General features: G+C 59.7%; 23 protein-coding genes. 5 read left to right on the top strand and 18 right to left on the bottom strand.

From position 1 onward, the window contains the following. Window positions 1-46: 46 nt before the first annotated feature. From FFT87_RS08040 to rplU, 6 genes are all read right to left on the bottom strand, one after another. Entirely contained in the window at window positions 47-241 is a 195-nt protein-coding gene (locus FFT87_RS08040) for a hypothetical protein (protein WP_219948243.1), read from the bottom strand. Between the two features lie 30 nt (window positions 242-271). After that, window positions 272-1,540 (bottom strand): glutamate-5-semialdehyde dehydrogenase, encoded by a 1,269-nt coding sequence (locus FFT87_RS08035; protein ID WP_219948242.1) that lies wholly within the window; start codon window positions 1,538-1,540, stop codon window positions 272-274. Between the two features lie 36 nt (window positions 1,541-1,576). Next, the gene (gene proB / locus FFT87_RS08030) at window positions 1,577-2,377 is read right to left on the bottom strand and encodes a glutamate 5-kinase (protein WP_255558954.1); all 801 of its coding nucleotides are present in this window, start codon (window positions 2,375-2,377) and stop codon (window positions 1,577-1,579) included. Further along, complete coding sequence (obgE, locus tag FFT87_RS08025; RefSeq protein WP_219948240.1) at window positions 2,370-3,914, bottom strand: GTPase ObgE; 1,545 nt, start codon at window positions 3,912-3,914, stop codon at window positions 2,370-2,372. Before obgE ends, proB begins: the two co-directional genes overlap by 8 nt. A 142-nt stretch (window positions 3,915-4,056) precedes the next feature. Next, window positions 4,057-4,308 (bottom strand): 50S ribosomal protein L27, encoded by a 252-nt coding sequence (gene rpmA / locus FFT87_RS08020; RefSeq protein ID WP_219948239.1) that lies wholly within the window; start codon window positions 4,306-4,308, stop codon window positions 4,057-4,059. Window positions 4,309-4,339: 31 nt separating this feature from the next. Further along, window positions 4,340-4,648 (bottom strand): 50S ribosomal protein L21, encoded by a 309-nt coding sequence (gene rplU, locus FFT87_RS08015; protein WP_010202995.1) that lies wholly within the window; start codon window positions 4,646-4,648, stop codon window positions 4,340-4,342. Between the two features lie 316 nt (window positions 4,649-4,964). Here rplU and FFT87_RS08010 point away from each other — a divergent pair, with 316 nt between their 5' ends. Continuing rightward, window positions 4,965-5,237, top strand: coding sequence for a DUF4031 domain-containing protein (locus tag FFT87_RS08010; RefSeq protein ID WP_219948238.1), 273 nt, complete (start codon window positions 4,965-4,967; stop codon window positions 5,235-5,237). Window positions 5,238-5,269: 32 nt separating this feature from the next. On the opposite strand, the gene FFT87_RS08005 is transcribed toward FFT87_RS08010, so the two are convergent. From FFT87_RS08005 to FFT87_RS07985, 5 genes are read right to left on the bottom strand one after another with little or no spacing between them, the layout of a single operon-like run. Continuing rightward, window positions 5,270-5,671, bottom strand: a complete 402-nt coding sequence (locus FFT87_RS08005; protein WP_219948237.1) for an ACT domain-containing protein — start codon at window positions 5,669-5,671, stop codon at window positions 5,270-5,272. A gap of 9 nt (window positions 5,672-5,680) precedes the next feature. Beyond that, window positions 5,681-7,084: a hypothetical protein gene (locus tag FFT87_RS08000; RefSeq protein WP_255558953.1), complete on the bottom strand. Its 1,404-nt coding sequence runs from the start codon at window positions 7,082-7,084 to the stop codon at window positions 5,681-5,683. Continuing rightward, on the bottom strand, window positions 7,065-7,814 hold the full coding sequence (locus FFT87_RS07995) for a TIGR03943 family protein (RefSeq protein ID WP_219948236.1): 750 nt from the start codon (window positions 7,812-7,814) through the stop codon (window positions 7,065-7,067). Before FFT87_RS07995 ends, FFT87_RS08000 begins: the two co-directional genes overlap by 20 nt. Then, complete coding sequence (locus FFT87_RS07990; RefSeq protein ID WP_255558952.1) at window positions 7,804-8,856, bottom strand: permease; 1,053 nt, start codon at window positions 8,854-8,856, stop codon at window positions 7,804-7,806. The genes FFT87_RS07995 and FFT87_RS07990 overlap by 11 nt, the downstream gene beginning before the upstream one ends. 50 nt (window positions 8,857-8,906) lie before the next feature. Beyond that, window positions 8,907-11,768: an Rne/Rng family ribonuclease gene (locus FFT87_RS07985; protein ID WP_219948235.1), complete on the bottom strand. Its 2,862-nt coding sequence runs from the start codon at window positions 11,766-11,768 to the stop codon at window positions 8,907-8,909. A 328-nt stretch (window positions 11,769-12,096) separates the two neighbouring features. Here FFT87_RS07985 and FFT87_RS07980 point away from each other — a divergent pair, with 328 nt between their 5' ends. Further along, window positions 12,097-12,702 carry a vitamin K epoxide reductase family protein gene (locus tag FFT87_RS07980; RefSeq protein WP_219948234.1) on the top strand — a complete coding sequence of 202 codons (606 nt, stop codon included), beginning with the start codon at window positions 12,097-12,099 and terminating at the stop codon, window positions 12,700-12,702. 107 nt (window positions 12,703-12,809) lie between these two features. Here the strand turns inward: FFT87_RS07980 and ndk are convergent, their stop codons facing one another. The 7 genes from ndk to FFT87_RS07945 all read right to left on the bottom strand — a co-directional run bounded on the left by ndk (window position 12,810) and on the right by FFT87_RS07945 (window position 21,360). Beyond that, window positions 12,810-13,226, bottom strand: a complete 417-nt coding sequence (ndk, locus tag FFT87_RS07975) for a nucleoside-diphosphate kinase (protein ID WP_219948233.1) — start codon at window positions 13,224-13,226, stop codon at window positions 12,810-12,812. Further along, the gene (locus FFT87_RS07970) at window positions 13,223-13,624 is read right to left on the bottom strand and encodes a DUF4233 domain-containing protein (RefSeq protein ID WP_219948232.1); all 402 of its coding nucleotides are present in this window, start codon (window positions 13,622-13,624) and stop codon (window positions 13,223-13,225) included. Before FFT87_RS07970 ends, ndk begins: the two co-directional genes overlap by 4 nt. Beyond that, on the bottom strand, window positions 13,621-15,150 hold the full coding sequence (locus FFT87_RS07965; RefSeq protein ID WP_219948231.1) for a folylpolyglutamate synthase/dihydrofolate synthase family protein: 1,530 nt from the start codon (window positions 15,148-15,150) through the stop codon (window positions 13,621-13,623). Before FFT87_RS07965 ends, FFT87_RS07970 begins: the two co-directional genes overlap by 4 nt. Further along, window positions 15,143-18,433: an isoleucine--tRNA ligase gene (ileS, locus tag FFT87_RS07960; protein WP_219948230.1), complete on the bottom strand. Its 3,291-nt coding sequence runs from the start codon at window positions 18,431-18,433 to the stop codon at window positions 15,143-15,145. The genes FFT87_RS07965 and ileS overlap by 8 nt, the downstream gene beginning before the upstream one ends. Before the next feature lie 248 nt (window positions 18,434-18,681). Next, the gene (locus FFT87_RS07955) at window positions 18,682-19,686 is read right to left on the bottom strand and encodes a DUF1648 domain-containing protein (RefSeq protein ID WP_219948229.1); all 1,005 of its coding nucleotides are present in this window, start codon (window positions 19,684-19,686) and stop codon (window positions 18,682-18,684) included. Further along, on the bottom strand, window positions 19,683-20,033 hold the full coding sequence (locus FFT87_RS07950; protein ID WP_219948228.1) for a GntR family transcriptional regulator: 351 nt from the start codon (window positions 20,031-20,033) through the stop codon (window positions 19,683-19,685). Before FFT87_RS07950 ends, FFT87_RS07955 begins: the two co-directional genes overlap by 4 nt. A gap of 73 nt (window positions 20,034-20,106) precedes the next feature. Further along, window positions 20,107-21,360: a sodium:proton antiporter gene (locus FFT87_RS07945; protein ID WP_219948227.1), complete on the bottom strand. Its 1,254-nt coding sequence runs from the start codon at window positions 21,358-21,360 to the stop codon at window positions 20,107-20,109. 157 nt (window positions 21,361-21,517) lie between these two features. Between FFT87_RS07945 and FFT87_RS07940 the strand changes: the two genes are divergently transcribed. From FFT87_RS07940 to FFT87_RS07930, 3 genes are all read left to right on the top strand, one after another. Then, window positions 21,518-22,729, top strand: a complete 1,212-nt coding sequence (locus FFT87_RS07940; RefSeq protein WP_219948226.1) for a TDT family transporter — start codon at window positions 21,518-21,520, stop codon at window positions 22,727-22,729. A gap of 152 nt (window positions 22,730-22,881) precedes the next feature. After that, the gene (locus FFT87_RS07935) at window positions 22,882-23,481 is read left to right on the top strand and encodes a biotin transporter BioY (protein ID WP_219948225.1); all 600 of its coding nucleotides are present in this window, start codon (window positions 22,882-22,884) and stop codon (window positions 23,479-23,481) included. Window positions 23,482-23,628: 147 nt separating this feature from the next. Next, window positions 23,629-25,263 carry an ABC transporter substrate-binding protein gene (locus FFT87_RS07930; RefSeq protein ID WP_219948224.1) on the top strand — a complete coding sequence of 545 codons (1,635 nt, stop codon included), beginning with the start codon at window positions 23,629-23,631 and terminating at the stop codon, window positions 25,261-25,263. Window positions 25,264-25,351: the final 88 nt, after the last annotated feature.

The raw sequence follows: 25,351 nt of genomic DNA, 5'->3' as shown, positions 1-25,351 counted from the left end.
CGATGCGCGCACGACGCTGCGTGGACTCAGCCGACACGAATAGGCCCTAGTGGCCTGCGCCGTGAGCGTCGCCAGCCTTTGCGGGCTTAGCAACGTGACGGTTGGCGACGTCGCGGAAGCTCCACGTAACGAAACCGAGCGTCGTGAAAACGACGGCAGCGATGACCGGAAAAGCAAGCGCCGGCAAGATTAGGGGCGCGAGCTCTTCGCTCGACGCAAGTACATTCAGAAAAATCGACATCAAATCTCCATTCGCGAAACCACCAACAGTCTAGCCGCGCACCTGACCGCTACCGCGCACAACCCACTTGGTGCTCGTGAGTTCCGGCAAACCCATCGGTCCGCGGGCGTGAAGCTTTTGGGTCGAAATGCCCACTTCAGCCCCAAAACCGAACTCTGCGCCATCCGTGAATCGCGTCGACGCGTTGACCATCACCACTGCCGAGTCGACCTCGGCAAGAAAACGGTCAGCGTTTGTCAGATCATTCGTAATGATCGACTCAGTGTGCTTGGTCGAAAAGGTGGTGATGTGATCGATCGCGGCGTCAAGATCAGAAACGACGCGCACACCAATCTCAAGGCCCAAGTGCTCGGTCGACCACACTTCTTCGCTCGCGACCAGAGCCTGCGGAAATAGCTGTCGGGTGCGTTCGTCGGCATGAATGGTTACGCCTGACTCTGCAAGGCGAGCCAAGACAACAGGGATGAGTCGCTCTGCTGCCGCTTCATGCACCAGCAACGTCTCAAGCGCGTTACACACACTCGGTCGCTGCACCTTCGCGTTGTGCACAATGTCGATCGCAATTGCGGTATCAGCAGACTCATCGAGGAACACGTGCACGATCCCAGAACCGGTCTCAATCACCGGCACTGTCGATTCTTGAACGACAGTGCGGATGAGCTGAGCACTCCCCCGAGGAATCAGGACGTCAACGAAACCACGCGCTTGCATGAGCGCTTTCGCGCCATCGCGCCCGAACTCATCGATCGTCTGAACGGCGGTCGGCACTATGCCTACGCTGGCGAGGGCGGACTGGATAATTGCGACGAGAACACGGTTCGACTCTTCGGCCGCTGAGCCACCCCGCAGTATTACGGCATTGCCGCTCTTCAGCGCTAGGGCCGCAATATCGATGGTCACGTTGGGTCGCGCCTCATAGATGGCCCCAATTACGCCAAACGGCACCCGAACTTGCGAGACCGCAAGCCCGTTGGGCAGTACAGAACCGCGCGCAACGACGCCGACGGGATCCGCAAGCTCGATAATGTCACGCACCGCTACGGAGAGCTGCTCGATGCGGTCAGGCGTCAACCGAAGTCGTTCCTGTAAACCCTCCGCCATTCCATTGCTCTTGCCTCGTTCAAGGTCGCGGGCATTGGCGGCGATGATGTCAGCCATATTGGCAACAACATCGCGGGCGATGGCGGCGAGAGCTGCATTCTTCTGGCTCGTGGTGATGGTGCTGAGGGTGCGGGCCGCGCCACGCGCGGCCTCAAATTTCTCGGCAATCGTGTGCTCGATCACAGCTGAATCAACCATGCTCAAAGTCTAGCGTCGCTCACCGCAAGCTCTCGATCACTCAGTTGCGACGGTATCTGCTTCAAACCAGGTACCGATTGAGGCGCCGGCGAGGGCCTCCGCGACATTGCTGGTTTCAGCCAAGAGCACGGGAATGCCCGCAGCAGCCGCATGCTTGGCGGCGGCGACCTTGGTTCCAGCCCCACCGGTGCCAACTCCGGCAGCACCGATATCGCCGAACGTGACGTGGCCGAGGTCATTGTCGAACGCCACGATATCGATTCGCTCAGCACCGGGATCCGAGGGCGGTTTCGTGTACAGGGCATCAATATCCGAGAGAAGGATGAGAACGTCAGCTCGCACCAATACCGAGACAAGAGCGGCGAGACGGTCATTGTCCCCGAAACGAATCTCGTGGGTCGCGACCGTGTCGTTTTCATTCACAATCGGCAAAATCTTCAAACCCAACAACCGCTCCATGGCCCGCTGAGCGTTGCTGTGGTGCGTGGGGTTATCCATGTCGCCTGCGGTCAGCAGGATTTGAGCCGCGACCACCCCGTATCGATCGAAGCTCTCTTGATAGCGATAGATCAGTACGTTTTGCCCCACAGCAGCTGCTGCTTGCTGAGTTGCCAGGTCGGTAGGACGACCATCCAGCTTGAGAAAAGGGATGCCGGTCGCGATAGCGCCAGACGAAACCAAGATGACTTCTGACCCTGTCGCGTGAGCAGCAGATAGCGCATCGACGAGAGCGCCGATTTGCCCCACGTTGACGCCGCTGACCGATGACGATCCAACTTTGACAACGATGCGACGCGCACGAGGAATATCGGCGCGCACGACGGGCTTGCTAGTCACGATTCTCCGACTCATCGTCTTTCTCGATAGCGAAACCATCATCGTCGACCCAGACGCCAGCTTCTCGCTCAGACTGAAGTTCTGCTCGCGCAGCAGCCTTGGCATCCATGCGCTCGAGATAGTTCTTACGACGGCTGCGGTTGGTCGCACGCTCGTTGTCATCAAGACGTGGATCCGTACCTCGCGGCGCCGCAACCAGTTCGGCAGCAGAAGACAGTGTGGGCTCCCAGTCGAAGACGACACCTCCGCCGACACCGATAACTACCGTGGAGCCAGGAACGGCACCAGCCTTGAACAGATCATCTTCAACTCCGAGTCGCGCCAAACGGTCCGCCAAGTAGCCGACAGCTTCTTCGTTCGCGAAGTCAGTTTGTGCGACCCAGCGCTCGGGCTTGTCTCCAACAACGCGATACATGTTGCCGTAGGTGCCACCCTCGACCTTGACAGCAAAGTCCTTGGCGTTGACGGCGCGCGGGCGAAGAATAATGCGTTCCTTGACCGGCTCGGAGTTGCGCAGCTCGCGGTCGGCAACCACGATCGCGGCAAGCGCGAATGAAAGTTCGCGAAGGCCGGCATGCGAAACAGCGGACACTTCGAATACTCGGTAACCGCGAGCCTCAAGTTCCGTCTTCACAAGAGCAGCCAAATCACTACCGTCGCTGACATCGACCTTGTTGAGCGCGATGAGCTGCTCACGTTCAAGGAGCGGCTTTTGACCTTCCGGAACTGGATAGGCCGCTAGCTCCCCGAGAATGACGTCAAGATCGCTGATCGGATCGCGACCGGGCTCCAAAGTTGCACAGTCGAGAACGTGCAGCAGAGCGGTGCACCGTTCGACGTGACGCAAGAACTCAAGCCCGAGGCCTTTGCCCTCGCTCGCGCCCTCGATTAGTCCCGGAACATCGGCGATCGTGTACCGAACGTCGCCGGATTCAACGACGCCCAAGTTCGGGTGCAAAGTTGTGAAGGGGTAGTCAGCAATTTTGGGCTTCGCCGCGCTCATCGCTGCGATCAAGCTCGACTTTCCGGCAGACGGGTAACCGACCAGCGCCACATCAGCCACAGTCTTGAGCTCAAGGAAGACATCGCCTTCAAAGCCAGGCGTTCCGAGTAAAGCAAAACCAGGAGCCTTGCGCTTTGTGGATGACAGAGCCGCGTTACCGAGGCCGCCCTGGCCACCAGGGCCGACGATCAAACGCATGCCCGGAGCATCCATGTCGATGAGAACTTCACCGGTGTGATCCCGAACAAGAGTGCCAACGGGAACTGACAGCACCATTTCGGCGCCTGCTGTTCCAGCCTTGTGGTCGCCCTGACCGGGCTGACCGTGCTGTGACTTGCGGTGCGGCGAACGGTGGTAGTTCAGAAGCGTAGTGACCTGTGGGTCACTGAAAAGAACGATGTCGCCACCGTTGCCGCCATTACCGCCATCGGGGCCGGCAAGAGGCTTGAACTTTTCGCGCTTGACTGAAACGCAGCCGTTTCCGCCGTGTCCTGCTACGAGATGAAGAGTCACCTGGTCGACGAACGATGCCATGATGGTTCCTCCAATTCTCGTGAGACACGGGTACTGCTGTTTTCGTGCTGAATGATGCTGAATGATGCTGTGTTAAATGGCGAGAGCGAGCCGAAGCTCGCTCTTCGCTGTAACGTTCGCCTGCGAGCAGGCAACGTGGAAACTAAACGGTGACGATGTTGACGACCTTGCGGCCGCCCTTTGCGCCGAACTGCACTGCACCCGCTGAGAGAGCGAACAGAGTGTCGTCTCCTCCACGGCCGACGTTGACGCCGGGGTGGAAGTGGGTGCCGCGCTGGCGAACGATGATTTCACCGGCGAGAACTTCTTGGCCGCCGAAGCGCTTTACGCCGAGGCGCTGCGCGTTGGAGTCACGACCGTTACGTGTGGAGCTTGCGCCCTTTTTGTGTGCCATCTGTCTGTAAGTCCTTTACGTCCGTCAGCAGTTACTTGATGCTGGTGATCTTGATGCGGGTCAGTTCTTGACGGTGACCCTGGCGAACCTTGTAACCGGTCTTGTTCTTGAACTTCTGGATGACGATCTTAGGACCGCGCTCATCGTTCAGAACCTCGGCAACGACCTTGATCTTCTCAAGCGCCGAAGCGTCGTGAGTGATCTTGTCGCCGTCGACGAACAGAACTGGAGCGAGCTCAACATTGCCGTTCTTGTCGGCTGCGATGCGGTCGAGAACGACAATCGTGCCGACCTCTACCTTCTCCTGCCGCCCACCGGCGCGCACAACTGCGTAAACCACTTTTGACCCTTACTTAACGATTAATAGCTAGAACTACTGAAGATTGTGGCGAATTCTGCGGGCAAAGCCCTGCACACGCCAAGGATCAACGATACTCGACGTGGGCACTCCCGGTCAAACGACACGCCCTTGCCGCTTTTCCCTGAGTCAATCGTTGGAGACGACTCGGTGAAAATGAGAACGTGCACACCGGAGATTGATCGCAATCTCAACGATCACAATCACAGTTCAAGTGCAGCGACAACAATAGTACGCCGCCGACCCATGCTCGGTCAAAAGCTCAACGTTACAATCTGCCCTCAATTAGGCTCAGATCATGACTGTGTTGATCGATCAAGCGATTTGGCCCGCCCACGACACCGTCTGGGCCCACATCGTGAGTGACACATCACTCGAAGAATTACACGAGTTTGCGCAGACTGCTGGCATCCCGCTGCGCGGCTTCGACCTCGACCATTACGACGTACCCGCCCGCATGTGGGAACAACTAGTCGCTCTCGGAGCAGAGCCAGTCGGAGTGCGCGAGTTTGTGCGTCGGCTCGAAGCTAGTGGGCTTCGCATCGCCCAGCGCGACCGCCCAACCGCGTGAAAATTCCGCGCTCGGAGCGTGGAGCGTGCCAACTAGCCCGCGGCGCGTTGCAGTCCGCGTAGCGCCGCGAGAGCGGCATCCGTCGATTCTGTCGGCACGAAAATGTGGTCATGGTGATGACCAGCGATGACGTTGCAGCTGATCTGAACGTCCCCAAGCGCTCGCGCGAAGGCGGCCGTCAGCCCTACAGCTTCGAGAGCAGACGTCACCGTGAGGGTGATCCACGAGGAACGGAACTCATGCGCGATGCCCTGTCGCAGAGCATCCGCCTCCGTCATCACAACGGAGATCCCCTCAGGCTCCTGCACGAGCGCCATAATCGACGTGAGATCAACCTCCGCGAGCGAGCCAACCGTCGCGAACACAAAGACGCCATCGTTGAGCTGTGGTTCCATCGAAGCCACCAGCACGTCAAGATCAGAAATCGCTGTCATACGATGAACCTAACGCCACACGAGACCAAAGCCCTCAACACTTCGTGTCACCGCTCCCGTCGCGATCTCCACGAAATACGTTGTCACGCTCTGCGGACGCGGATTCATCACGTACTCATCAGCATCGAAACTCGACACGTTTGGCTGCACCTCGACCGCCACAAACTGGTTGTTCGGGGAAACCTGGAAGTCCAAGATCGCCCCCTTGTCGCCCACCGTTTGATACAGGATGCGCGATTGCTCGCCATCGTCGAATGCAAGCACGCTGCTGAAGGAACCGCCGCTCTCGCTGACCAGCACCATCTTTGCGACAAGATTGCCGGCGGCATCCGCATCGCTTTGCCCCAAGAACGGTTGCTCGCCACTGATCGGCGACGGGTTCAAGCGCAGCTCGGCCCCGTCAGACAGCGTTACCGAAGCGATGCCGCGCGTATCGCTCACCACCACCGTCGAACCGTCCGCCGAGACACGATCGAACTCAAAATACCCGCCGAGCGGCACAACCAAGCCCGACGCCGTATCGATGCGCACGAGAGTGCTGTCCGTAGTGAGCGCCACAATCGTGGAGGTCCCTGGCACAAACTGCCAGCCCAGGACTCGCATCGGGTCGCCATCCAAGCCGGTGACCGCAACGACGTCTCGCCCCCGAGCAACATCGATCGTGTACAGCGTGTGCGAGATTGTGGGAATAGGCCCAGGGTCAGGGCTCGAGATCGTGAACCCTAAGAGGGAACTGGAGCGCGTCGCATCCAGATCCGCAACTTCCCCGATTTCGGGAAGCAACACCCGTTCGCTTACCGCAGTGTCAGGGTTCACCAGCGTGAGAGTTCCTGTGCGATCGGCGGCCGCCGTCGTCACCGCAAGCACATCACCAACCGGGACAAACTCTTGGATGCCCTCGCCTGCGAACAACACCGTGCGCTCCTGCGAATTGAACTCCGTCTGAAGAATCTCATCGTTCGGCACGCCTCGGTCAAGGTAGTAGAGCTGCGGTTGCCCCGTGGTGAACGAATATTTCAGCGTCGACTCCGGCCCGCCAGAGGGACTCACGACACCCTCGACCGACACCGTGTACTCGGTGCCGTAGTCCAGTGCCTCTGCGAACTGAACCGACACCAGGTCGCCATCGCTCGACACCGTCGCGGCCGCCGCCGGCTCGACAGTGACCGCAGCGGAGTCAACGGGAGCGATGATTTGATTCGCAAAGAGACGCAACGTTTGACCCGAGGATGACACCACCGCATCTGTATCGAGCTGCGCGTTCGACAACTTGGGCCCCTGGAGATAGCCCAAAGCCAGAAAAACTCCGCACAGCACGAGCAGCACGGCAACGCTCCACCCAAACGTGCGCCGGAAAGACTGCGCGCTGTGCCGACTTTCCGGAGGGCGCGGGCTAATAGAGATATGGCTCACTCGGCCGCTCCACTGCAGTCATAGTCTCCGGAACAAGCACGAGTGGCAGATCGCTGCGCGAACTCGGATTGATCTCAAAAGTACCGGTAATTTCGATCCATTCATCAACCTCGAAGTCGTTTGCCCACTGCGGCGCATACACGGCAACGCCCGTGGGCTGCGCATCGACAGCACAGCACGTGACCGTGAAGCGCGACAGATAAAAGATGTTGGCTGGATCATCATCGCTGGCAGTGATGAAGCCAACGACATCCGCTGTCTTATTCGCATAGAAACTCGGGTCACTGGTCTGACGCAGCAGCGAAGACCAATCGACGACAGTGAAACTCGCAATCAGCTCGTCATCTGCGTTTGCCACCTCATCCACGTTTTGGCTGTCGCTGCCCACCGTTGAGCCCACGATGTCACGCTGGCTAGCCGTAGCGCTCGACAGAGTCGCCGGCGGCACGATGACCAGCGAGATAGCGACCGCACCGGAAAGGAGCAGTGCTAATCCCCCGACAACACGAGACCAACCGCGTCGAGGTGCTGGCTCGTCCGTATTCACGGGGCGGGCGGCGAGACTGAGCACGCCAAGCACGAGCGCGATCGCGGCCATCACGACGGTAAAGACGACGTAACGAGGGTGGATGTAGAGAACGAGTTGTTGGGTCGCCGCAAGCCAGATAGTGGCGCAGACCGCTATCAGGATGAGGATGACGCCCCACCAGCGTTGAAGACTAGGCCACATAGTTGATCACCAATCCGATAAACGCACTCATGAGAGCAACGACGAGCGAGAGCTGGACGAGAGTTTTAGCGGTGAATGTCGTGCGCATGATGGCAAGCATCTTGATATCGATGATCGGGCCGAAGACCAAGAAGGTCACTATCGAGCCGGGCATGAACGTGCTCGCGAACGGCAGAATAAAGAATGCGTCGACGCTGGAACAAACCGAGATCACAAAGGCCAACAACATCATGGCCAAGATTGACCACAGCGGATTGCTGCCGAGCGAAACTAGAACGTCGCGAGGAACAGCTACCTGAATTGCCCCGGCAATGAGAGAGCCAATAAAAACGGCGGGCATGAGCACGCTCGACTCGCGCATGAAAATGTCGAGGCTCTTGTCAGACCGCGACTGACGGTGACCATGTAAAGCAGTAGAGCACTGAGCCGCGAAGCGTTCCGTGAGCATCGCTGGCGGCTGCGGGTGCACGCTAAAAAGCCACCCGACAATATTTGCGATAGCAAGGCCGCCGAGAATTCGGCCGACGAGGATTCCATCATCGAAGCCGAATGCCTGATAGGTGGTGATGATCGTGATGGGGTTGATGATCGGCGCCGCTAGGAGAAATGTCATGGCTTCGGGTACCGAGAAGCCTTTGAGGATGAGTCCTCTTGCTAGCGGCACGTTTCCGCACTCGCAGACGGGCAACGCAATGCCAAAGAGAGAGATTGCCGCACGCCTCAAGACTGGCCGGTGCGGCAGGTAACGCATCAAGAAATTGTCAGGCAGCCAAGCCTGAACCACGATCGAAAGCACGATTCCGAGCACCACAAATGGCAGCGACTCGATAATCACGCTCGTCGCCAGAGTCAGGAGGTCCTGACCAAGGCCAGGAACTCCTAGAGCCCCTAGCTGTCCGGTGAACGCTCGAACGCTAAGAAGTCCGACAACTCCGAGGGTGCCAATCGCTAGCCATAGCCAACGACGGCGCGAATGGCGAGGCCGAGGTCGATGATCATGCTGATGATGATCATCGACACTCGTTTGATTAGTTAAACTCACACGCTAACCCTATAAAGTCTCGGCTCCCAAAGAGCCGAGAGCGCTCAGAATTACTGGTCGTCACCCGTAGTCGGGTTCACAATCTTGCCTTGGCTGCTGGCACGACGCGAGCCACGCGACCGTCCCTGACCCGGTTGCTTAGGCTCGGGAAGAGCTTCCAACACAGATCCAAGAATCTGCTCGGCATCGTGGGTGCTGAGCTTCGGCGAGGAATTCTTCGTCGCAGGCAAGTCGAGGAACGCCACGGCAGCTTCAGCAGCGGCCTCAACGACATCGCTGGTCTGAGTTGATGGCTTGTGAGTTGCCGTCTTCTGAGGTGCCGACTTCTGAGTTTCCGGTTTCTGAGATGCCGACTTCTGCGCTGGCGACTTCTGAGTCTTCTTCTCGGCCTTCGGGGCATCCGACTTCTGTGATGAAGCCGTGTCTGGCGCGTTCGACGAGTCCTTCGCCGTCGACACATCGGAGACGTGCTCAGCGGTGGGAATCACGGTGCTGGCCGCTACGCGAGCAAGAGCATTGCGAACGTCTTCGGTGATTGCATGTGTGCCATTGCTACCGCTGTTGCCGTTGCTGTTGCTGTTGCTGTTGCCTGAGGCAGCGCCAGTCGACTTGGGCGCACCGTGTGACTGCTGGTTCTGCGTTCCACCATTGTTTGCCGAGCCGGAGTTATTTCCGCCAGAGTTGCCGCCACCATTGTTACCGTTTCCGCCGCGGTTACGACCGCGGCGTCCGCCGCCAGCCTGCTCGTTCTGAGTCGGCTGCTGGCGGTGCTTGGTGACGGGATCGTGGTGAACAACCACTCCACGTCCAGCACACACGTCACAGTTCTCACTGAAGGTCTCAAGCAAACCGAGGCCCAGCTTCTTGCGAGTCATCTGCACAAGACCGAGGGAGGTAACTTCTGCGACCTGGTGCTTCGTGCGGTCACGACTCAAGCACTCGACAAGTCGACGCAACACGAGGTCGCGGTTCGACTCGAGCACCATGTCGATGAAGTCGATAACGATGATGCCACCGATGTCGCGCAGGCGAAGCTGACGGACGATTTCTTCCGCAGCTTCGACGTTGTTCTTGGTGACGGTCTCTTCAAGGTTTCCGCCAGAACCAACGAACTTGCCGGTGTTGACATCAACAACCGTCATCGCTTCGGTGCGGTCGATAACGAGCGAGCCACCCGAGGGCAGCCAAACCTTGCGGTCCAGTGCTTTCTCGATCTGCTCTGAAACGCGGTACTCCTCGAAGGAATCGACCGTGCTGTCGTGCTCTTGCAGTCGGTCAAGCAGATCGGGCGCGACCGAACGCACGTAGCCCTCGATCGTCTTACGAGCGTCGCTACCTTCGATAACGAGCTTGTGGAAGTCTTCATTGAAGACGTCACGAATGATCTTGATCAGCAAGTCAGGTTCAGAGTGAAGCAGCGCTGGCCCCTGGGCTTGCACGTTGTCAACCTGTGCGCTGATGTCAGCCCACTGGCTAGTCAATCGGCTCACATCGAGGGTTAGTTGCTCTTCAGTAGCACCCTCGGCAGCCGTGCGAACAATGACACCAACGTTCTCTGGCAGAACACCCTTGAGGATCTTCTTGAGCCGTGAACGCTCCGTGTCAGGCAGCTTGCGGCTGATTCCGCTCATCGAACCATTGGGCACGTACACGAGGTAGCGCCCCGGAAGGGAAACCTGACTCGTCAGTCGGGCACCCTTGTGGCCAACTGGGTCTTTAGTGACCTGAACGAGCACGCGGTCGCCTGGCTTGAGCGCGAGCTCAATGCGACGAGCCTGCGGCTTGCCGTCGGCCGAATTCTCGGCTGCGGCATCCCAGTCGACTTCACCAGAATAGAGAACGGCGTTACGGCCACGCCCGATGTCGACGAATGCTGCTTCCATGCTGGGCAGAACGTTTTGAACGCGACCGAGGTACACGTTGCCGATAAGGCTCGCGTCCTGTGCTTTGGCCACGTAGTGCTCAACGAGAACTCCGTCTTCGAGAACAGCAATCTGGATGCGGTCAAACTTCGAGCGGACCACCATGACGCGGTCGACACTTTCGCGACGCGCGAGGAACTCGCTTTCGGTGACAACGGGACGCCGGCGACCAGCATCGCGGCCATCACGGCGGCGCTGCTTTTTAGCCTCGAGTCGAGTGGATCCCTTGACGCGAGTCGGCTCGTTGCTGGGTTCTGGCTGCTTGCGCGGCTGGCGAACACGAACAACAGTGTTGGGCGATTCGTCGCCGGGGCGAGCGTCTTCACCTGTGCGACGGCGCGAACGGCGTCGGACATTGCCCGCTTCGTCCTGAGAACCATCGTCGTCGTTGCGAGTATCGTCATTCGCCTTGCTGTCATTGCGCGACCGCGAGGCGCGTGCCGGCAGCTCAGGAAGTTCAGGAGCCTGGAACAACAATGACGTCGTCGAAGGAGCCTTGACGACTGGGGTTTTCTTGGGCGCAGCCGACTTCTTAGGTGCGGCCACCTTCTCACTCGTGGCGGCGTCTGGTGACTTGCTTGCCGACGACCCGGAACCTCGGCGTGAACGCGAACGCGCTTGGGTGGATTTCGGTGCCTGGTCGCCATCGCTGTGAGCTGAGTCAGAAGCATCAGCCTTCGGGATCTCAGTGACCGAAGCAGGCACGTCGAGACCGAGATGTTCGGTTGCGGTTTTTGCCGCAGGACGCTTCGCTACGGCAGATTCACGAGGCGCCTGCGCTGCACGCGGTGCCTGTGGCTCTGCTGACGTTGCCGCTGCTGGAGCCGCCGTCGATGCGTCAGCAGCTGGCCGCTCTGCTGCCGCAGGAATCTCTACCGGCGGCGTCTGTGCCACAGATTTGGATGCTGCTGATCGGGAAGCAGGAAGAATGCGGCCAAAAAGACCCTTCTTCTTCGGAACTTCTTTCGACTTATCGTTTTCATTCACCATTGCTGGTGTACTCCTTGCCCTAATAGGTGACCGCGCCGCCTACCGGGTGCTCTCTCGTGCGCTATTCCCCCGCCAAACCTATGGCTGAGGAACCGCTACTAATTCTTCAGGTCCTGCAACGGGCCCGTGGCTCGCGCTGCAGTTGTGCCCTGTCACGACACTTCGGAACTGGCTATCCGACTCGCGCAACAAGCGTTGCGTAACTGGTCCGGTCGCTATGCCCGGTAAGCCTTCTTGGTGTTACTCCGAGCGCGGCTCGGACTAACTACACTTCATTATCGCACGCATTCTCAGAATATGAGCCTGACGCGCATGCGATAATCCGAGGATGACTGCCTCCGGGGTTCGAAACAGGCCCATTGCCCTTGCAATATTTTTGATCGTCGCAGGCCTCATTGGGCTGTGGGCTTCATTCCAACTCATGGTGGAAAAGATTCACACCTTAGAAAACCCTGATGCGGTTCTGAGCTGTGACTTCAGCATCATCCTTCAGTGTGGCAAAAACCTCGGCTCTGCTCAGGGAGCCATATTCGGTTTCCCTAATCCCATCCTCGGACTTGTCGGATTCATGGCTCCCATAGTCGTCGGAGCCGCGATCGTGGGCGGTGCGCGTTTCAACAGCTGGTTCTGGGTGACCTTCAACGTGGGAATTGCCGGCGCTTTCGCGTTGTGTTTGTGGCTCGCTTATCAGAGCATTTTCAATCTATTCACACTGTGCCCATGGTGCATGGTCGTGTGGTCGGTGACAATCCCCATGTTCTGGGCTGTGACTCTGCGAAATCTCAAGGTCGGGGCAATTCCCGCACCTCGCGCGCTGCGCAAAGCCGCGACCGCGGCCTACAGCTGGGTGCCGGTCATCACTCTCGTCGGGTACATCATCATCGCCATCGTCGCGCAGATTCAGCTAGACGTTCTGCGCTACCTCAACTTTTAGGGCATATTCCGCATCAGGAACATGACAATGGCGAGCGTCTGACCGAAGCCAGACGCTCGCCATTATTGTGCCGTTCGCGCTAGCGCGCGGGCGCTGAACTGTGAGGTTTAGGAAAACCAGAGGGCAAGTTCGCGAGCTGCAGACTCAGGAGAGTCGCTGCCGTGGACAAGGTTCTGCTGAACCGCGAGTCCCCAATCGCGACCGAGGTCTCCGCGGATTGTTCCTGGAGCTGCAGTGGTGGGGTCTGTGGTGCCTGCGAGCGAACGGAAGCCTTCGATCGCACGGTTTCCCGCAATGCGAAGTGCAACCGTCGGGCCCGACTGCATGAAGTCCATCAGCGGCTCGTAGAACGGCTTGCCTTCATGCTCGGCGTAGTGCTGTGAAAGGAGGTCTACTTCGGCCTGAACGAGGCGTACGTCAACGAGCTGATAACCCTTGGCCTCGATGCGGCGCAGAATTTCTCCTGTCAGGTTGCGAGCAACGCCGTCAGGCTTGATCAGTACGAGTGTCTCTTCAATATTCATTGTGTCTCCTCAGCGGTGGCGGTCGTGGTTGATGAATTAAGAACGTGAGCCTTGGCGGCGTCGATCTGGCGGCCCTTGACAAAGCAGTACGTCCAGATTGCCGCGAATCCTGCTCCCACCACAAACATGGGGGTCAGGATGAAGCCGAGGGCGACGAGGCCGACTTGCAACGCCCAGCCGACCCAGAGAGCGGCGGGCCGGTGAAGCATTCTCGCGAGGGCGACGAACACAACAATTGCGACGAAGCCGCCGATGAACGCGGCAGCAGGAGGCAGCGCATCAAGCCCAAACGCCGTCAGCGCCACAAAAAAGATCAGCGTGGCATCAAGAATGAGCACAATGCTCAAGAGCAGTTCTGTTACCGAACGCGTCCTTCGTGCTCGCGGGGCGCGACTCATGGTTTCCAGCCCTCAACCTCGGCCATAGCGAGCGCTTCGCCCACAAGCGAAATCGATCCCGTCACGACAACCGCACGACGCTCATTTTCCGCGGCCCAGTTGCGAGCAAGCTCCATCGCCTCAGCAAAGGTGTCGAAGTCAGTGGTCTCTTCTGAGAACTCACGAACGATTTCGACAAAGTCCTCTGGCGCAACGGCCCGATCAGACTGCGATGACGTGACGTAGAAGCGGTTCGCTACAGGGGCAAGCGCCTCAACAATGCCGGCGGCGTCCTTGTCGTCGAGCACGCCGATCACGAAAGCGATCTCGTCAAAGGTGAAGTACTCCTTGAGCGCCGCGGCAAGTGCTGTTGCGCCGTGCGGGTTGTGGGCGGCATCCACAATCACCGTGGGCTCGGCGCCAATGACCTGCAATCGTCCGGGTGAGGTCACTGTTGCAAGCCCCTCGGCGAGAACGTCGCCGACGAGCGCCTGACTACCATCACCGAGGAATGACTCCACGGCAGCGATTGCCAAAGCGGCGTTATGGCCCTGGAATTCGCCAAAGAGCGGTAAGAACAGATCCGAATATGTGCCGGCGAGGCCCCGAACAGAAATGAGTTGGCCACCGACAGCGACGGCACTACTCGTCAGCTCAAAGGCATCACCCTCGAAGCCGAGCTTCGATTCGGTGAGATCGGCTGCGCGCTCAAGCTCAATTTGGGCGTCTGCGGTTTGTACCGCCGAAACGATCACGGCCGCTGGCTTGATGATGCCTGCCTTGGTGCGGGCAATCTCAGAGATCGTGGTTCCCAAACGATGAGTGTGATCGAGAGCAATGGGCCCGAACACGGCAACTTGGCCATCGGCCACGTTCGTGGAGTCCCATTCGCCGCCCATGCCAACTTCGAGCACAGCGACATCGATCGGAGCATCCGCAAAGCTTGCAAAAGCGAGAACCGTCAGTGCTTCGAAGTAGGTCAGGGATTCTTCTCCCTTGGCAGCCAGCTCGGCGTCGACCATCAACAGGAACGGGCGGATATCAGCCCAGTTCACTGCGAGAGCGCGATTAGAGATAGCGCGGCCGTCAATCACGATCCGTTCGTTCACGCGCACAAGGTGGGGGCTCGTCATGAGGCCGGTGCGCAAGCCGTAGGCGCGCAGGATGCTCTCGACGATTCGACTTGTCGACGTTTTACCGTTCGTGCCCGTGATGTGAATTACCGGATAGGTTCGCTGCGGATCTCCGATGAGCTCAAGCGCGCGCCGTGTTGCCTCGAGCCGTGGCTGGGGTGCATGCTCCCCCACACGAGCAAGCAGCTCGTCGAAGACGAGAGCGGCATCCTGCGCGTATTCGGAGTCTTCTAACTCGAAATCAGAATCTTCGTCGATGTTTGTGCCTTCGAAACCGTCAGCGAAAGGGCTGAGGTCAGCGAGCGGGTTTGCTGCTTCTTTTTCTAGCTCAGCTCGCTCTTCGTCAGTCAGCGAGTCATCGAAAGACTCATCTGCTTCTTCGGTGTCGTCGAATTCATCGTCGCGGTCAGACATTGATCGTTCCCATCTTGGTGATGTCAATCACCAGCGCGCCCGCGTTGGCATATTTTCCTGCCGGCAGTTCGGTGCGGTAGGTCTCAATTGTGCCCTCTGAAAGTTCATTCGCGAAGCTCTGAACGGTGGATTGCGCTGCAAGCGTTTCTGAGGCGATCATGGCGCTATGGAAGTCGATCGCTTCATGGTCAGCAGCATCAAGGGCGCTGACGACGAGAGCGATCCGGTCGCTCACCTCGAAGCCAGCAGCCTTGCGAGCATCCTGAATTACCCGGATGGTGTCGCGAGCAAGCCCTTCAGCCGAGAGCTCCGGAGTGAGTTGAGTGTCAATAATCACGAATCCACCATCGGAGAGGAACGCGATTGCGCTCGCCTCGTCAGCGGCTTCCATCTGGAGCTCGTACTCGGCGGGTTCTAACGGCATGCCGTCGACTGAGACTCCGTCGGTAGTTGTCTCCCAGTTGCCTGCTTTGGCTTCTTTGATGACCTGTTGAACTTGCTTGCCGACGCGTGGGCCGAGAGCGCGCGCGTTGACGGTCAGCTTCTTGGTGATGCCGAAGCTCTCTAGTGAGCCCTCTTCGAGAAGCTCGAACTTCACAGCCTTGACGTTGAGTTCGTCGCGCAGGATGTCGCTGAAGTTTGCCAGCGCATCCGGTGCATCGCTCACAATCGTGAGCGATGCCAGGGGAAGGCGAACGCGCAGGCTACGAGCCTTGCGCAGAGCGAGCCCGCTCGACGCGATCTCTCGCACCCGGTCCATCGACGCAACTAGATCGTGGTCGGCAGGGAACGCTGCCGCATCAGGCCAGTCGGTGAGGTGCACACTGCGACCGTTGGTGAGGCCGCGCCACATCTCTTCGGAGACCAACGGGAGCAGCGGTGCCGCGACCCGCGCAACGGTCTCAAGAACCGTGTAGAGGGTATCGAAGGCATCGTTGTCATCGCCGCTCCAGAAACGGTCACGACTACGACGCACGTACCAGTTGGTGAGAACGTCGGCGAAATCGCGAAGCTTGGCCGCTGCCATGGGGCTGTCGAGCGCATCAAGTTCGGCCGTGACATCCTCAATCAGCTCTCTAGTCTTGGCCAGCAAGTAGCGGTCAAGAACGTGCGTAGAGTCGGTGCGCCATTTCGCCTCATAGTTGTCTGCCGCGTTGGCGTACAGGGTGAAGAAGTAATAGGTGCTCCACAACGGGAGCAGCATCTGGCGAACGCCATCGCGGATGCCTTCTTCGGTGACCATGAGGTTTCCGCCGCGGATGACCGAGCTCGACATCAGGAACCAACGCATTGCGTCGGCTCCATCGCGCTCGAAGACCTCGGAGACGTTGGGGTAATTGCCTAAGCTCTTAGACATTTTCTGTCCGTCACTGCCCAGCACGATGCCGTGGCTGATGACGTTCGAGAATGCCGGGCGATCGAACAACGCCGTTGAGAGCGTGTGGAGGGTGTAGAACCATCCGCGAGTCTGACCGATGTACTCCACGATGAAGTCGGCCGGGCTATGGCTGTCGAACCACTCCTGATTTTCGAACGGGTAGTGCACCTGAGCGAACGGCATCGATCCAGAATCGAACCACACGTCGAGCACGTCTTCGATGCGGCGCATCGTCGACTGACCACTCGGGTCGTCGGGGTTTGGTCGCGTCAGCTCGTCGATGAACGGGCGGTGCAGGTCGGGCTCGCCCTCGTGATTGAGGGGCAGACGACCGAAATCGGCTTCCATCTCTGCGAGGGAACCATAGACATCCACGCGCGGGAAGTCGGGGTTGTCGCTCTTCCAGATGGGGATGGGTGAACCCCAGTAGCGGTTGCGGCTGATCGACCAGTCGCGGGCGTTGCCCACCCACTTGCCGAACTGGCCCTCTTTGACGTTCTCAGGAACCCAGTTGATCTCCTGATTGAGCTCACCCATACGGTCGCGGAACTCCGGAACCTTGACGAACCAGCTCGAAACGGCCTTGTAGATCAGCGGGTTACGGCAGCGCCAGCAGTGCGGGTAGGAGTGCTCGTAGCTTGCCACCTTGAGCAGGCGGCCCTCTTCGCGCAGCAGCTTCGTGAGTGGCTTGTTGGCGTCGAACACCTGCAGTCCCTCAACGGGCGGCACCGATGCCAAGAACTTGCCGCCATCATCAACCGAGATGACAACGGGGATGCCGGCAGCAGCACACACATTTTGGTCATCTTCACCGTAGGCGGGAGCCTGGTGCACGATGCCGGTACCTTCACCGGTGGCAACGTAGTCGGCAACCAAGAACTGCCACGCATTGTCGGTGCCGTAGGTTTCAGCATCCGCGTAGAAGTCCCAGAGGCGGTCGTAGTGCACGCCAGCAAGTTCGGCACCCTTGATGGTTCGCGTAACCGCAGCGAGTGCTTCTTCGGCGGTCTCGTAGCCGAGTTCTTTCGCGTGGGCAGCGATGGTATCGCCGGCAAGCATGAACTGCGCCGAACCTTCTTCTGAGCCATCACCGGCACCCAGGGGGCCAGCAGGCAACACAGCGTAGTCAATGTCGGGGCCGACAGCGAGGGCGAGGTTGGTCGGCAAAGTCCAGGGGGTCGTCGTCCACGCGAGAGCCTTCACACCCGTGAGGCCGAGCGCTTCGGCCTTCACCCCGTCGAGCGGGAACGTCACCGTGACGGTCTGGTCTTGACGCATCTTGTAGACGTCGTCATCCATGCGCAGTTCGTGGTTGGAGAGCGGAGTCTCGTCATTCCAGCAGTACGGCAGAACTCGGAAACCTTCGTAGGCGAGGTCCTTCGTGTGCAACTGCTTGAACGCCCAAATGACGCTCTCCATGAAGTTAACGTCGAGAGTCTTGTAGTCGTTGTCGAAGTCGACCCAACGCGCCATGCGAGTGACGTAATCCTGCCACTCGCCGGTGTACCTCAGCACCGATTCGCGCGCTGCAGCATTGAACTTGTCGATGCCCATCTCTTCGATCTGAGCTTTCTCGGTGATGCCGAGCTGGCGCATCGCTTCGAGTTCAGCGGGCAAACCGTGGGTGTCCCAGCCGAAGCGGCGGTGCACTTGCTTGCCGCGCATCGTTTGATAGCGCGGAAAGAGGTCTTTGGCGTAGCCGGTCAGCAAGTGACCGTAATGCGGGAGGCCATTAGCAAAGGGAGGACCGTCATAGAAGACCCACTCATCCGCGCCTTCACGCTGATCAATGGATGCCTGAAAAGTGCCGTCGGCCTTCCAGTACGAGAGCACGTGCTCTTCGATCGCCGGAAACTTCGGTGACGGCGCGACGGAATCGTCTGAGCTGTGGCGGGGATACGACATGAGGCTCCAGTGGTACGTGGGTGCGAATAATCTGCACGAGGACGACCTCACGGCCGCGGTACCACCCCGCTTATGCGCCAAGAGGCACACCACTCAAATCGCTGTAACGGGCTTACCCGTTCGGTTCTACTGCCGCCCGCTCCCCTGCCGAAGCTGAAGTTGAGACGATTTCTTCCGAATGCTCCCCGGTGATGGCCGGTTCATAGCGTGTGGCGTTAATGATACGCGAGTTGGCTGACCGCCGGGCGCTATTTCTTAGCGACGGTAGCAAGCGCCTCGGCGGCACGCTGCGCATCGTGCATCGTGACGATGAACCTCTTGCCGTTCATCCGCGTCACTTCGATTGCTTCTCCTTTGGAGAGCACGATGCCGCTGCGTCCGTCAGGCGCCCAACGCCAGCCGTAACCGCCAAATTCGCCGATCGGGTTCACATCGACGACAGCAACGGAATCAATGTGCTCTGGGGCGATTGTGGTGCGCGGCACTCCCAGCGCTGAGCGAACCCGCAGCCCGCGCTGATCGATCGTTACCCGCCACGAGAGGGTGCTGATGGCAAGAGCGATGATGAACAGCCCGATAACCGCTGGCAGAAGAAGCTCTGCGGGGTTGGTGACCGCCTGAACGGCGAGCGCAGCCCCGAGAGCCACGAGGGCGACAGCGACAACAACAACAACTCCGGGCCCCACGCGGGTGGAAGTGGAGAAATACACTCGCTGAGTAACGGCGCCTTCGATGGGCTTGGCTGCAACCGGAGTCGATGTGATCTGCTCGGCAGCGGGAAGGATGAGCCAGGCGAAGAACGCCATCACGAGCGCGATCGCGAAGGCTGCGAGCGCGATTCCGCCAATCCCCGGCGCGTTCTCGGCATTCTCGAGGCCGCGTTGAACCGCAAGCGAGCCTGCCGCAGTCACGCTGATCGAAATAGCGAGGAACATCGATGTCGCGATGAGAATTTTGTGAGCCCAGAGCATGCCGCCATGAGGCCCACCGCGCCAACTCGCGAATGCGGCGAGCGCGGCGAACACGAGTGTGAATAGCAGTGGTAGTGCAATGACGCTGCCCGCCGTGGAGTAGCCGTCGGGACCAGAGGTGCCCCAGTGCGAGGCAACGGGGCTGGGAAGCTCGGGGATCCACAAGGCCATGACGAATGCCGCAGCCAGAGTGATGAGCAGCGGAATTATTACGCCGATCACAATGATGAGGCGGCGGTTGCGTGTGAGTTGGGGCGCAACGTTCTCGGCGGGAAGGGTCATTGGTATTCCTCTCGGATGAGGGCGGTCAGTGCAGCTAGGGAAACGTTATGGGTGCGAGCGTCAGCCACTACGGAAGCAATTCCGTCGGCAAGCGAGTCGTAGCTGTGGGCGGTGGCGGCAACTATCGCTCCCCGACCGCGGCGGAGTTCGATGAATCCTTCGTCACGCAGCTCTTGATACGCCCGCAACACTGTGTGCATGTTGATGCCGAGCGAGCTGGCTAGTTCGCGCGCGCTCGGGAGCCTCTCCCCTGCCGTTACTGACTTGTCGATAACAGATTGGCGGATGCTCGTAGCAAGCTGTTCGAACAGCGGCGTCTCTGACGCGGGATCGACTCGAACTAGCACAATACAATCCTAGTTGTTCTAGTTGAATTAGCACAATTGCGAACTAGAGCGAATCGTCCCACGGCACGCTGAATCAGAAGCGGCGACGAGCGGGCATCTCCTGAACGTGCTTCAGCTCTGGTGCCGATGCCGGCGCGGAGCTCAGACGGTGTGCGAGTCGTGCGGTCCACGGGCTTGCCGTCGCACCATGAGCAAAGACGCTCACGAGGATCGTCCACACCGCTACCGAGAACACCGTGTCGGCGACAGAGCCACTCAGCTCGTCGAACACCAGCAAGGCAAACAGAATCGAGGCCAGCCCTCTCGGCCCGAACCAGCCAATGAACAATCGAGTTTCGAAACGAGTGCGCGACCACGCGAGAGCAATGAGCACCGGCAGCATGCGCACCACCGTCAGCGACAGCACGACATAGAGCGCGATCTGCCACGTGAGGGATGTCAGGATCGGTGCCGCCAGTACTGCTCCGAAGACCAAGAACGTGATCGAGCTCAGCAGCTCGCCCTCGTCTTCGGTGAAATCTTGAACATCCTGGCACTCCTCGCGAGCGATTGCGCTGAACGCAAGGCCGGCAACAAATGCTGCGATGAAGCCGTTGCCGCCCACGACGCCGGCGCTAGCAAACGCCGCAACGGCAATCGCGATGGTGGCGAGTTGACGATAGATGCCGTCAACCCAGCCGGCCCGCGAAGCGCGACTGAGTAGCCAGCCACCAAGCACTCCAACCACCCCGCCGAAGAGCACCCCGAAGCCGATCTGCTGCGCGGCAAAAACACCCCAACTGTCGCTGCCTGCCGCGCCCGTTTCGGCCGCAGCAATAGCCAGAAAAACCGTGACCACCGGAACCATGATTCCGTCGTTGAGTCCGCTCTCCACATTGAGAGCCTGCCGGATACGAACCGGCAAGCGCTTATCGCTCACGACCGCCTGACCAAGCGCAGCATCCGTCGGCGCCAGAATGGCCGCAATGAGCGCAGCCTCGATCAAGCTAAGTTCCCCGAAGAGCGCCAGCGCAGCAACGGCACCAAGCACGATGGTCAGCGGAAGCCCGATCCCCAGCAAGCGAAGCGGGAGCAAAACCTGCTTACGCAGCGCTCGCAGATCAATGCGTACGGCATCCGTGAACAGCACCAGCACCAGGGTGGCCTCAACCAGAATTGAGACAACCTCCCCCTCGAGGTCAAGCTCAAACCATTGAGCGCCCACTATGCCAAGCAGAATGCCCGCGGCAGTAAACACCATCGGTGCCGTGACCGGAGAAAGCGCCAGCTTGCGCGAAATCATCGCAAAGGCAAACACCACAAGGGCAACGATCACGAGCTCTGTCATGGTTCCTCCACTGCGGGGCTAGGCGCGGCATGCCCGGCAGCCGAGCGAACACTGCGTGGCACCGGGGTGGCTCAAGGCTACGGGAATGCTACGCCAACACGCCCTGTTGCATCGGGTGGCTGACACACGTTGCCCATCCGCACACCAGAAACGACTCATGCGCAGCCAGACCTCTCGCCCCCACCACGCGAGCACGAGCGCGCCGATCGTGCGCGTGCGCCGCCGACTACTCTTGCGCGAGCTCAGCAATCCACGCCTCGTGGTTTCCCACATCAGCCCCAACTGGTTTGCTTCCGTGATGGGGACAGGAATTGTCGCCAACGCCGCCGCAACGCTTCCGCTCATCGCCCCGCAACTCCATGCGTTTGCGAGTGTCGTGTGGGTGGTCGCGACCGTCTTGCTCCTCGGGCTCATCGCCGCGAGCGCAGCCCACTGGGTTGTCCACCGTGAGGTTGCTCGCTCCCATCATCGGCATCCGGTGATGGTTCACTTCTATGGTGCGCCGCCACTGGCGATTCTGACCATTGGCGCTGGTGCGTTGCTGTTCGGTCCCGACATCATCGGATCGGATGCTGCGCTCACGGTCGCGCTCGTCTTGTGGTCGATCGGCACCGTTCTGGGGCTTGCGACTGCCGTGATTGTGCCGTTCTTGACCTTCACGTCGTCCTCGGTCACCGATCAGTCCGCTTTCGGGGGCTGGCTGATGCCGGTTGTTCCTCCTCTGGTCTCAGCGGCAGCCGGTGCGCCGCTGATCCCGTTTTTGCCCGCCGGTGAGGCCCGGTTGACGATGCTTCTGGCCTGCTACGCAATGTTCGGGCTCAGCATGATCGCTACCGCGGTGATCCTTCCGCTGATCTGGGGTCGGCTAGCACGACACAACATCGGCAACTCGGCCGCGGTGCCAACTCTCTGGATTGTGCTTGGCCCGCTCGCCCAGTCCATTACGGCGGCAATTGTGCTCGGAGCGGTCGCCCCAGTCGCTGTGTCAGCCGATCTAGCCGAATTCTTGGGCTTTGCCGGGATTATCTACGGCATCCCCACTCTCGGGTTCGCACTTTTGTGGACTGCGCTCGCGATAGCGATGACCGTGCACACAGCCAGAAGAGGCTTGCCGTTCAGCCTCACGTGGTGGTCGTTCACTTTCCCTGTCGGCAACATGGTCGTGGCGCTCAGCGTTCTCGCCTTTGCCACCGGTTCCGCGGTGCTCGAAGTGATGGCGCTCTTGAGCTTTGTCGCTCTTGTTGGAGCGTGGGTGCTCGTCGCTGTGCGCACTTTCAACGGGAGCGTCATCCACGGCACGCTGTTCTTGGCACCTCCTGTTACGGCAGACGCAGGAAAGCCCACGGCTCCATCCGCTCCCGCGGCGTGAGAAGCGCGATTGTTATGCATCCAACAACTCTGAGCGGGTTTGTTGGTCGGACACACGCGCACGTTCGCGCTAACTATGACTAGGGTTATTCAGGCACCGGCCTATTCAGGCAGGTCTCTCTACAGTTCGCTGACAAAGGAAAGGAGCGTCGCGTGTCGACTCTCACTTTGACCCTCGGCCGCCCCACGCTTGCCGACACCGTCTTTTCTCGCAGCCTCGCGACTGACATTGCTCTGGTTAGCGCCGGCGCTGCGCTCACCGCCGTGATGGCCCAGGTTGTCGTGCCGCTCTATCCTGTGCCGATCACCGGCCAAACGCTTGCCGTTCTTCTTGTTGGTGCGTCACTCGGCGCAACCCGCGGCGCGATCTCGATGCTGCTCTACGCGCTTCTCGGCATTGTCGGGCTGCCCGTGTTTAGCGAGGCTTCGTCGGGATTCGGCGTCATTGCTGGCACCACCGGCGGCTACATCATCGGCTTCATCTTTGCTGCCGGCTTCACCGGATGGCTGGCTCAGCGTGACTGGGACAAGAAGTTCCTTGGCGCAGCCCTCTCCTTCCTTGGCGGCACGGTTGTGACGTTCGCGTTCGGCCTGACCTGGTTGGCAATCGCTACGGGCGGCACCCTTGAGCAAGTTCTTGCTTGGGGCCTCTACCCCTTCATCATTGGGGGACTCATCAAGGCCGGAATCGCTGCTGCGGTGATCCCCACCACGTGGAAGCTCGCCACCAAGTTCTCGCGCAAGCAGGACTAGCACTCGCGCTTTTTGCTCACTAAACCGGGTCGGTTTCGCTCACGCGGACCGGCCCGGTTTTTTGTCCAGTTGGACTTAATGTACTGAGTTCAACAATAATTGAGTGGCTCGCACCCGAGCACCCTCCCTCCACTCAAAAGGACCCCATTGAGCGCGCCCCGCACCCTCCTCCTTTCCCTCTCCGTTGTGGCCAGCGCGGCTTTGCTTGCCGGATGCACGGCAGCAACCGAACCCGCCGGTGATCCTGTAGCGGGCGGCACCCTCGTGTATGCCACCGGTGACGCTGAGCCCGGATGCCTCGACCCCCACGTCGGCGGCAACTACCCCCAAGCACTCATCAGTACCCAGTACCTCGAATCCCTCGTCTCCAAAAACAGCGACGGCGAGATCATTCCGTGGCTCGCGACCGACTGGACCGAGAGCCCAGATGGACTCACGTGGGACTTCACCCTGCGCGATGACGTGAACTTCACCGACGGCACCCCGTTTGATGCCGAAGCCGTGAAAGCAAACATCGAGCACTTGAAGGACCCCGAGACCGCCTCATCGACGGGATACCTCGCCGTAGGCAAGATTGAGGGCATCGACGCCGTCGCCGCCGACCAGGTACGTTTCACCCTGTCAGCACCAGATAGCGCTCTCCTCGAGTCGTTCTCTCAGCCCTGGGTGAGCATCCAATCGCCCACAGCACTCGAGCGCGAACAAGCGGTCAACTGCGAGAACCCCGTCGGCACCGGCCCGTTCGTGGTCACCGACTGGGTCAAGCAACAATCGATCACCCTCGAGCGCAACGAGGATTACAACTCGGCTCCTGACGATGCAGGGCGCACCGGCCCGGCACTGCTCGACTCGATCGAGTGGCGTTTCATTCCGGATGCGGCCACCCGTTATGCCGCCCTCCAGTCGGGCGATGTTGACGTCATCGACAACGCGCAGCCCAACAACATCTCGTCGGCCGCCGACGTGGCAACCATTGAAGAACTCGATGCGCCGCGGCCCGGCGCCGCCAACCGCATCGAGCTGAACTCGGGCAAAGCACCGTTCGACGACATCCGGGTGCGCGAAGCCTTCATCCGCTCAGTGGATGTGAACCCCGGAGTCGAGAGCCTGTTCTTCGGCACGGCCGAGCGTTCCTACTCAGTGCTCTCGAGCGTTGAGCCAGCAGGCATATCGACGCCAGACGTGTTCACGACCGACCCGGAGGCAGCCAAAACCCTGCTCGACGAAGCCGGCTGGAACACGATCGACTCCGACGGGTACCGCACTAAAGACGGCGAGCGCCTGAGCCTCACGTTCCCCATCAGCACGAACCAGTCGATCCCCGCTGAGCAGTCACTGTTTGAGCAGATTCAGGCCTCCGCCAAAGATGTGGGCTTTGAGGTCACCCTGCAACCGACAGATTTGTCTTCTTGGTACGGCGCCCTGTTCACGAACGAGTACAACGTGGTGAGCGCCCCGTACACCAAGGTCGGCGCTGACGTGTTGCGCATCCTGTACCACTCAGACTCGATCATTCCGGCGCCGAGCGGGTACTACGCGAACTTGGCCCAGCTGAGCGATCCTGCCCTCGATGCCATTCTCACCACGGCAAGCGAGACCTCGGATGCCAGCGAGCGTCAAGAGCTGTATGCCGAGGCTCAGCGGATCATTGTTGACGGTTTCTATGTTCTGCCCCTGTATGACCAGCAGAACCACTACCTCTACAGCACGAGCGTCGAGGGCTTCCGGGCGTTGCCTCCTGTTGCAGCGCCGACGTTCTATGACGCGTGGTTGACCAACTGAGTTGAACAACTGAGTTGAGCAACTAGGTTCGATGACGAGGGTGAGCCGCTAGTTCACCCGAAGCACTTCTTCCCCGAGCATCAAGGAA

Origin of the sequence: Salinibacterium sp. M195 (assembly GCF_019443965.1) — a bacterium.
Lineage (GTDB): Bacteria > Actinomycetota > Actinomycetes > Actinomycetales > Microbacteriaceae > Rhodoglobus.
Note: the sequence above shows the minus strand (reverse complement) of the source record. Positions and strands in the feature narration are given on the sequence as shown.

Coding starts and splice junctions, on each gene's coding strand:
- FFT87_RS08005 (WP_219948237.1), bottom strand. CDS start 5,671: ATGACAGCGATTTCTGATCTTGACGTGCTGGTGGCTTCGATGGAACCA.
- FFT87_RS07965 (WP_219948231.1), bottom strand. CDS start 15,150: ATGTCTGACCGCGACGATGAATTCGACGACACCGAAGAAGCAGATGAG.
- FFT87_RS07945 (WP_219948227.1), bottom strand. CDS start 21,360: ATGACAGAGCTCGTGATCGTTGCCCTTGTGGTGTTTGCCTTTGCGATG.
- rpmA (WP_219948239.1), bottom strand. CDS start 4,308: ATGGCACACAAAAAGGGCGCAAGCTCCACACGTAACGGTCGTGACTCC.
- FFT87_RS08040 (WP_219948243.1), bottom strand. CDS start 241: ATGTCGATTTTTCTGAATGTACTTGCGTCGAGCGAAGAGCTCGCGCCC.
- FFT87_RS07955 (WP_219948229.1), bottom strand. CDS start 19,686: ATGACCCTTCCCGCCGAGAACGTTGCGCCCCAACTCACACGCAACCGC.
- ileS (WP_219948230.1), bottom strand. CDS start 18,433: ATGTCGTATCCCCGCCACAGCTCAGACGATTCCGTCGCGCCGTCACCG.
- FFT87_RS07995 (WP_219948236.1), bottom strand. CDS start 7,814: ATGTGGCCTAGTCTTCAACGCTGGTGGGGCGTCATCCTCATCCTGATA.
- FFT87_RS07940 (WP_219948226.1), top strand. CDS start 21,518: ATGCGCAGCCAGACCTCTCGCCCCCACCACGCGAGCACGAGCGCGCCG.
- ndk (WP_219948233.1), bottom strand. CDS start 13,226: ATGAATATTGAAGAGACACTCGTACTGATCAAGCCTGACGGCGTTGCT.
- FFT87_RS08010 (WP_219948238.1), top strand. CDS start 4,965: ATGACTGTGTTGATCGATCAAGCGATTTGGCCCGCCCACGACACCGTC.
- FFT87_RS07970 (WP_219948232.1), bottom strand. CDS start 13,624: ATGAGTCGCGCCCCGCGAGCACGAAGGACGCGTTCGGTAACAGAACTG.
- FFT87_RS07985 (WP_219948235.1), bottom strand. CDS start 11,768: ATGGTGAATGAAAACGATAAGTCGAAAGAAGTTCCGAAGAAGAAGGGT.
- FFT87_RS08035 (WP_219948242.1), bottom strand. CDS start 1,540: ATGGTTGATTCAGCTGTGATCGAGCACACGATTGCCGAGAAATTTGAG.
- obgE (WP_219948240.1), bottom strand. CDS start 3,914: ATGGCATCGTTCGTCGACCAGGTGACTCTTCATCTCGTAGCAGGACAC.
- FFT87_RS07980 (WP_219948234.1), top strand. CDS start 12,097: ATGACTGCCTCCGGGGTTCGAAACAGGCCCATTGCCCTTGCAATATTT.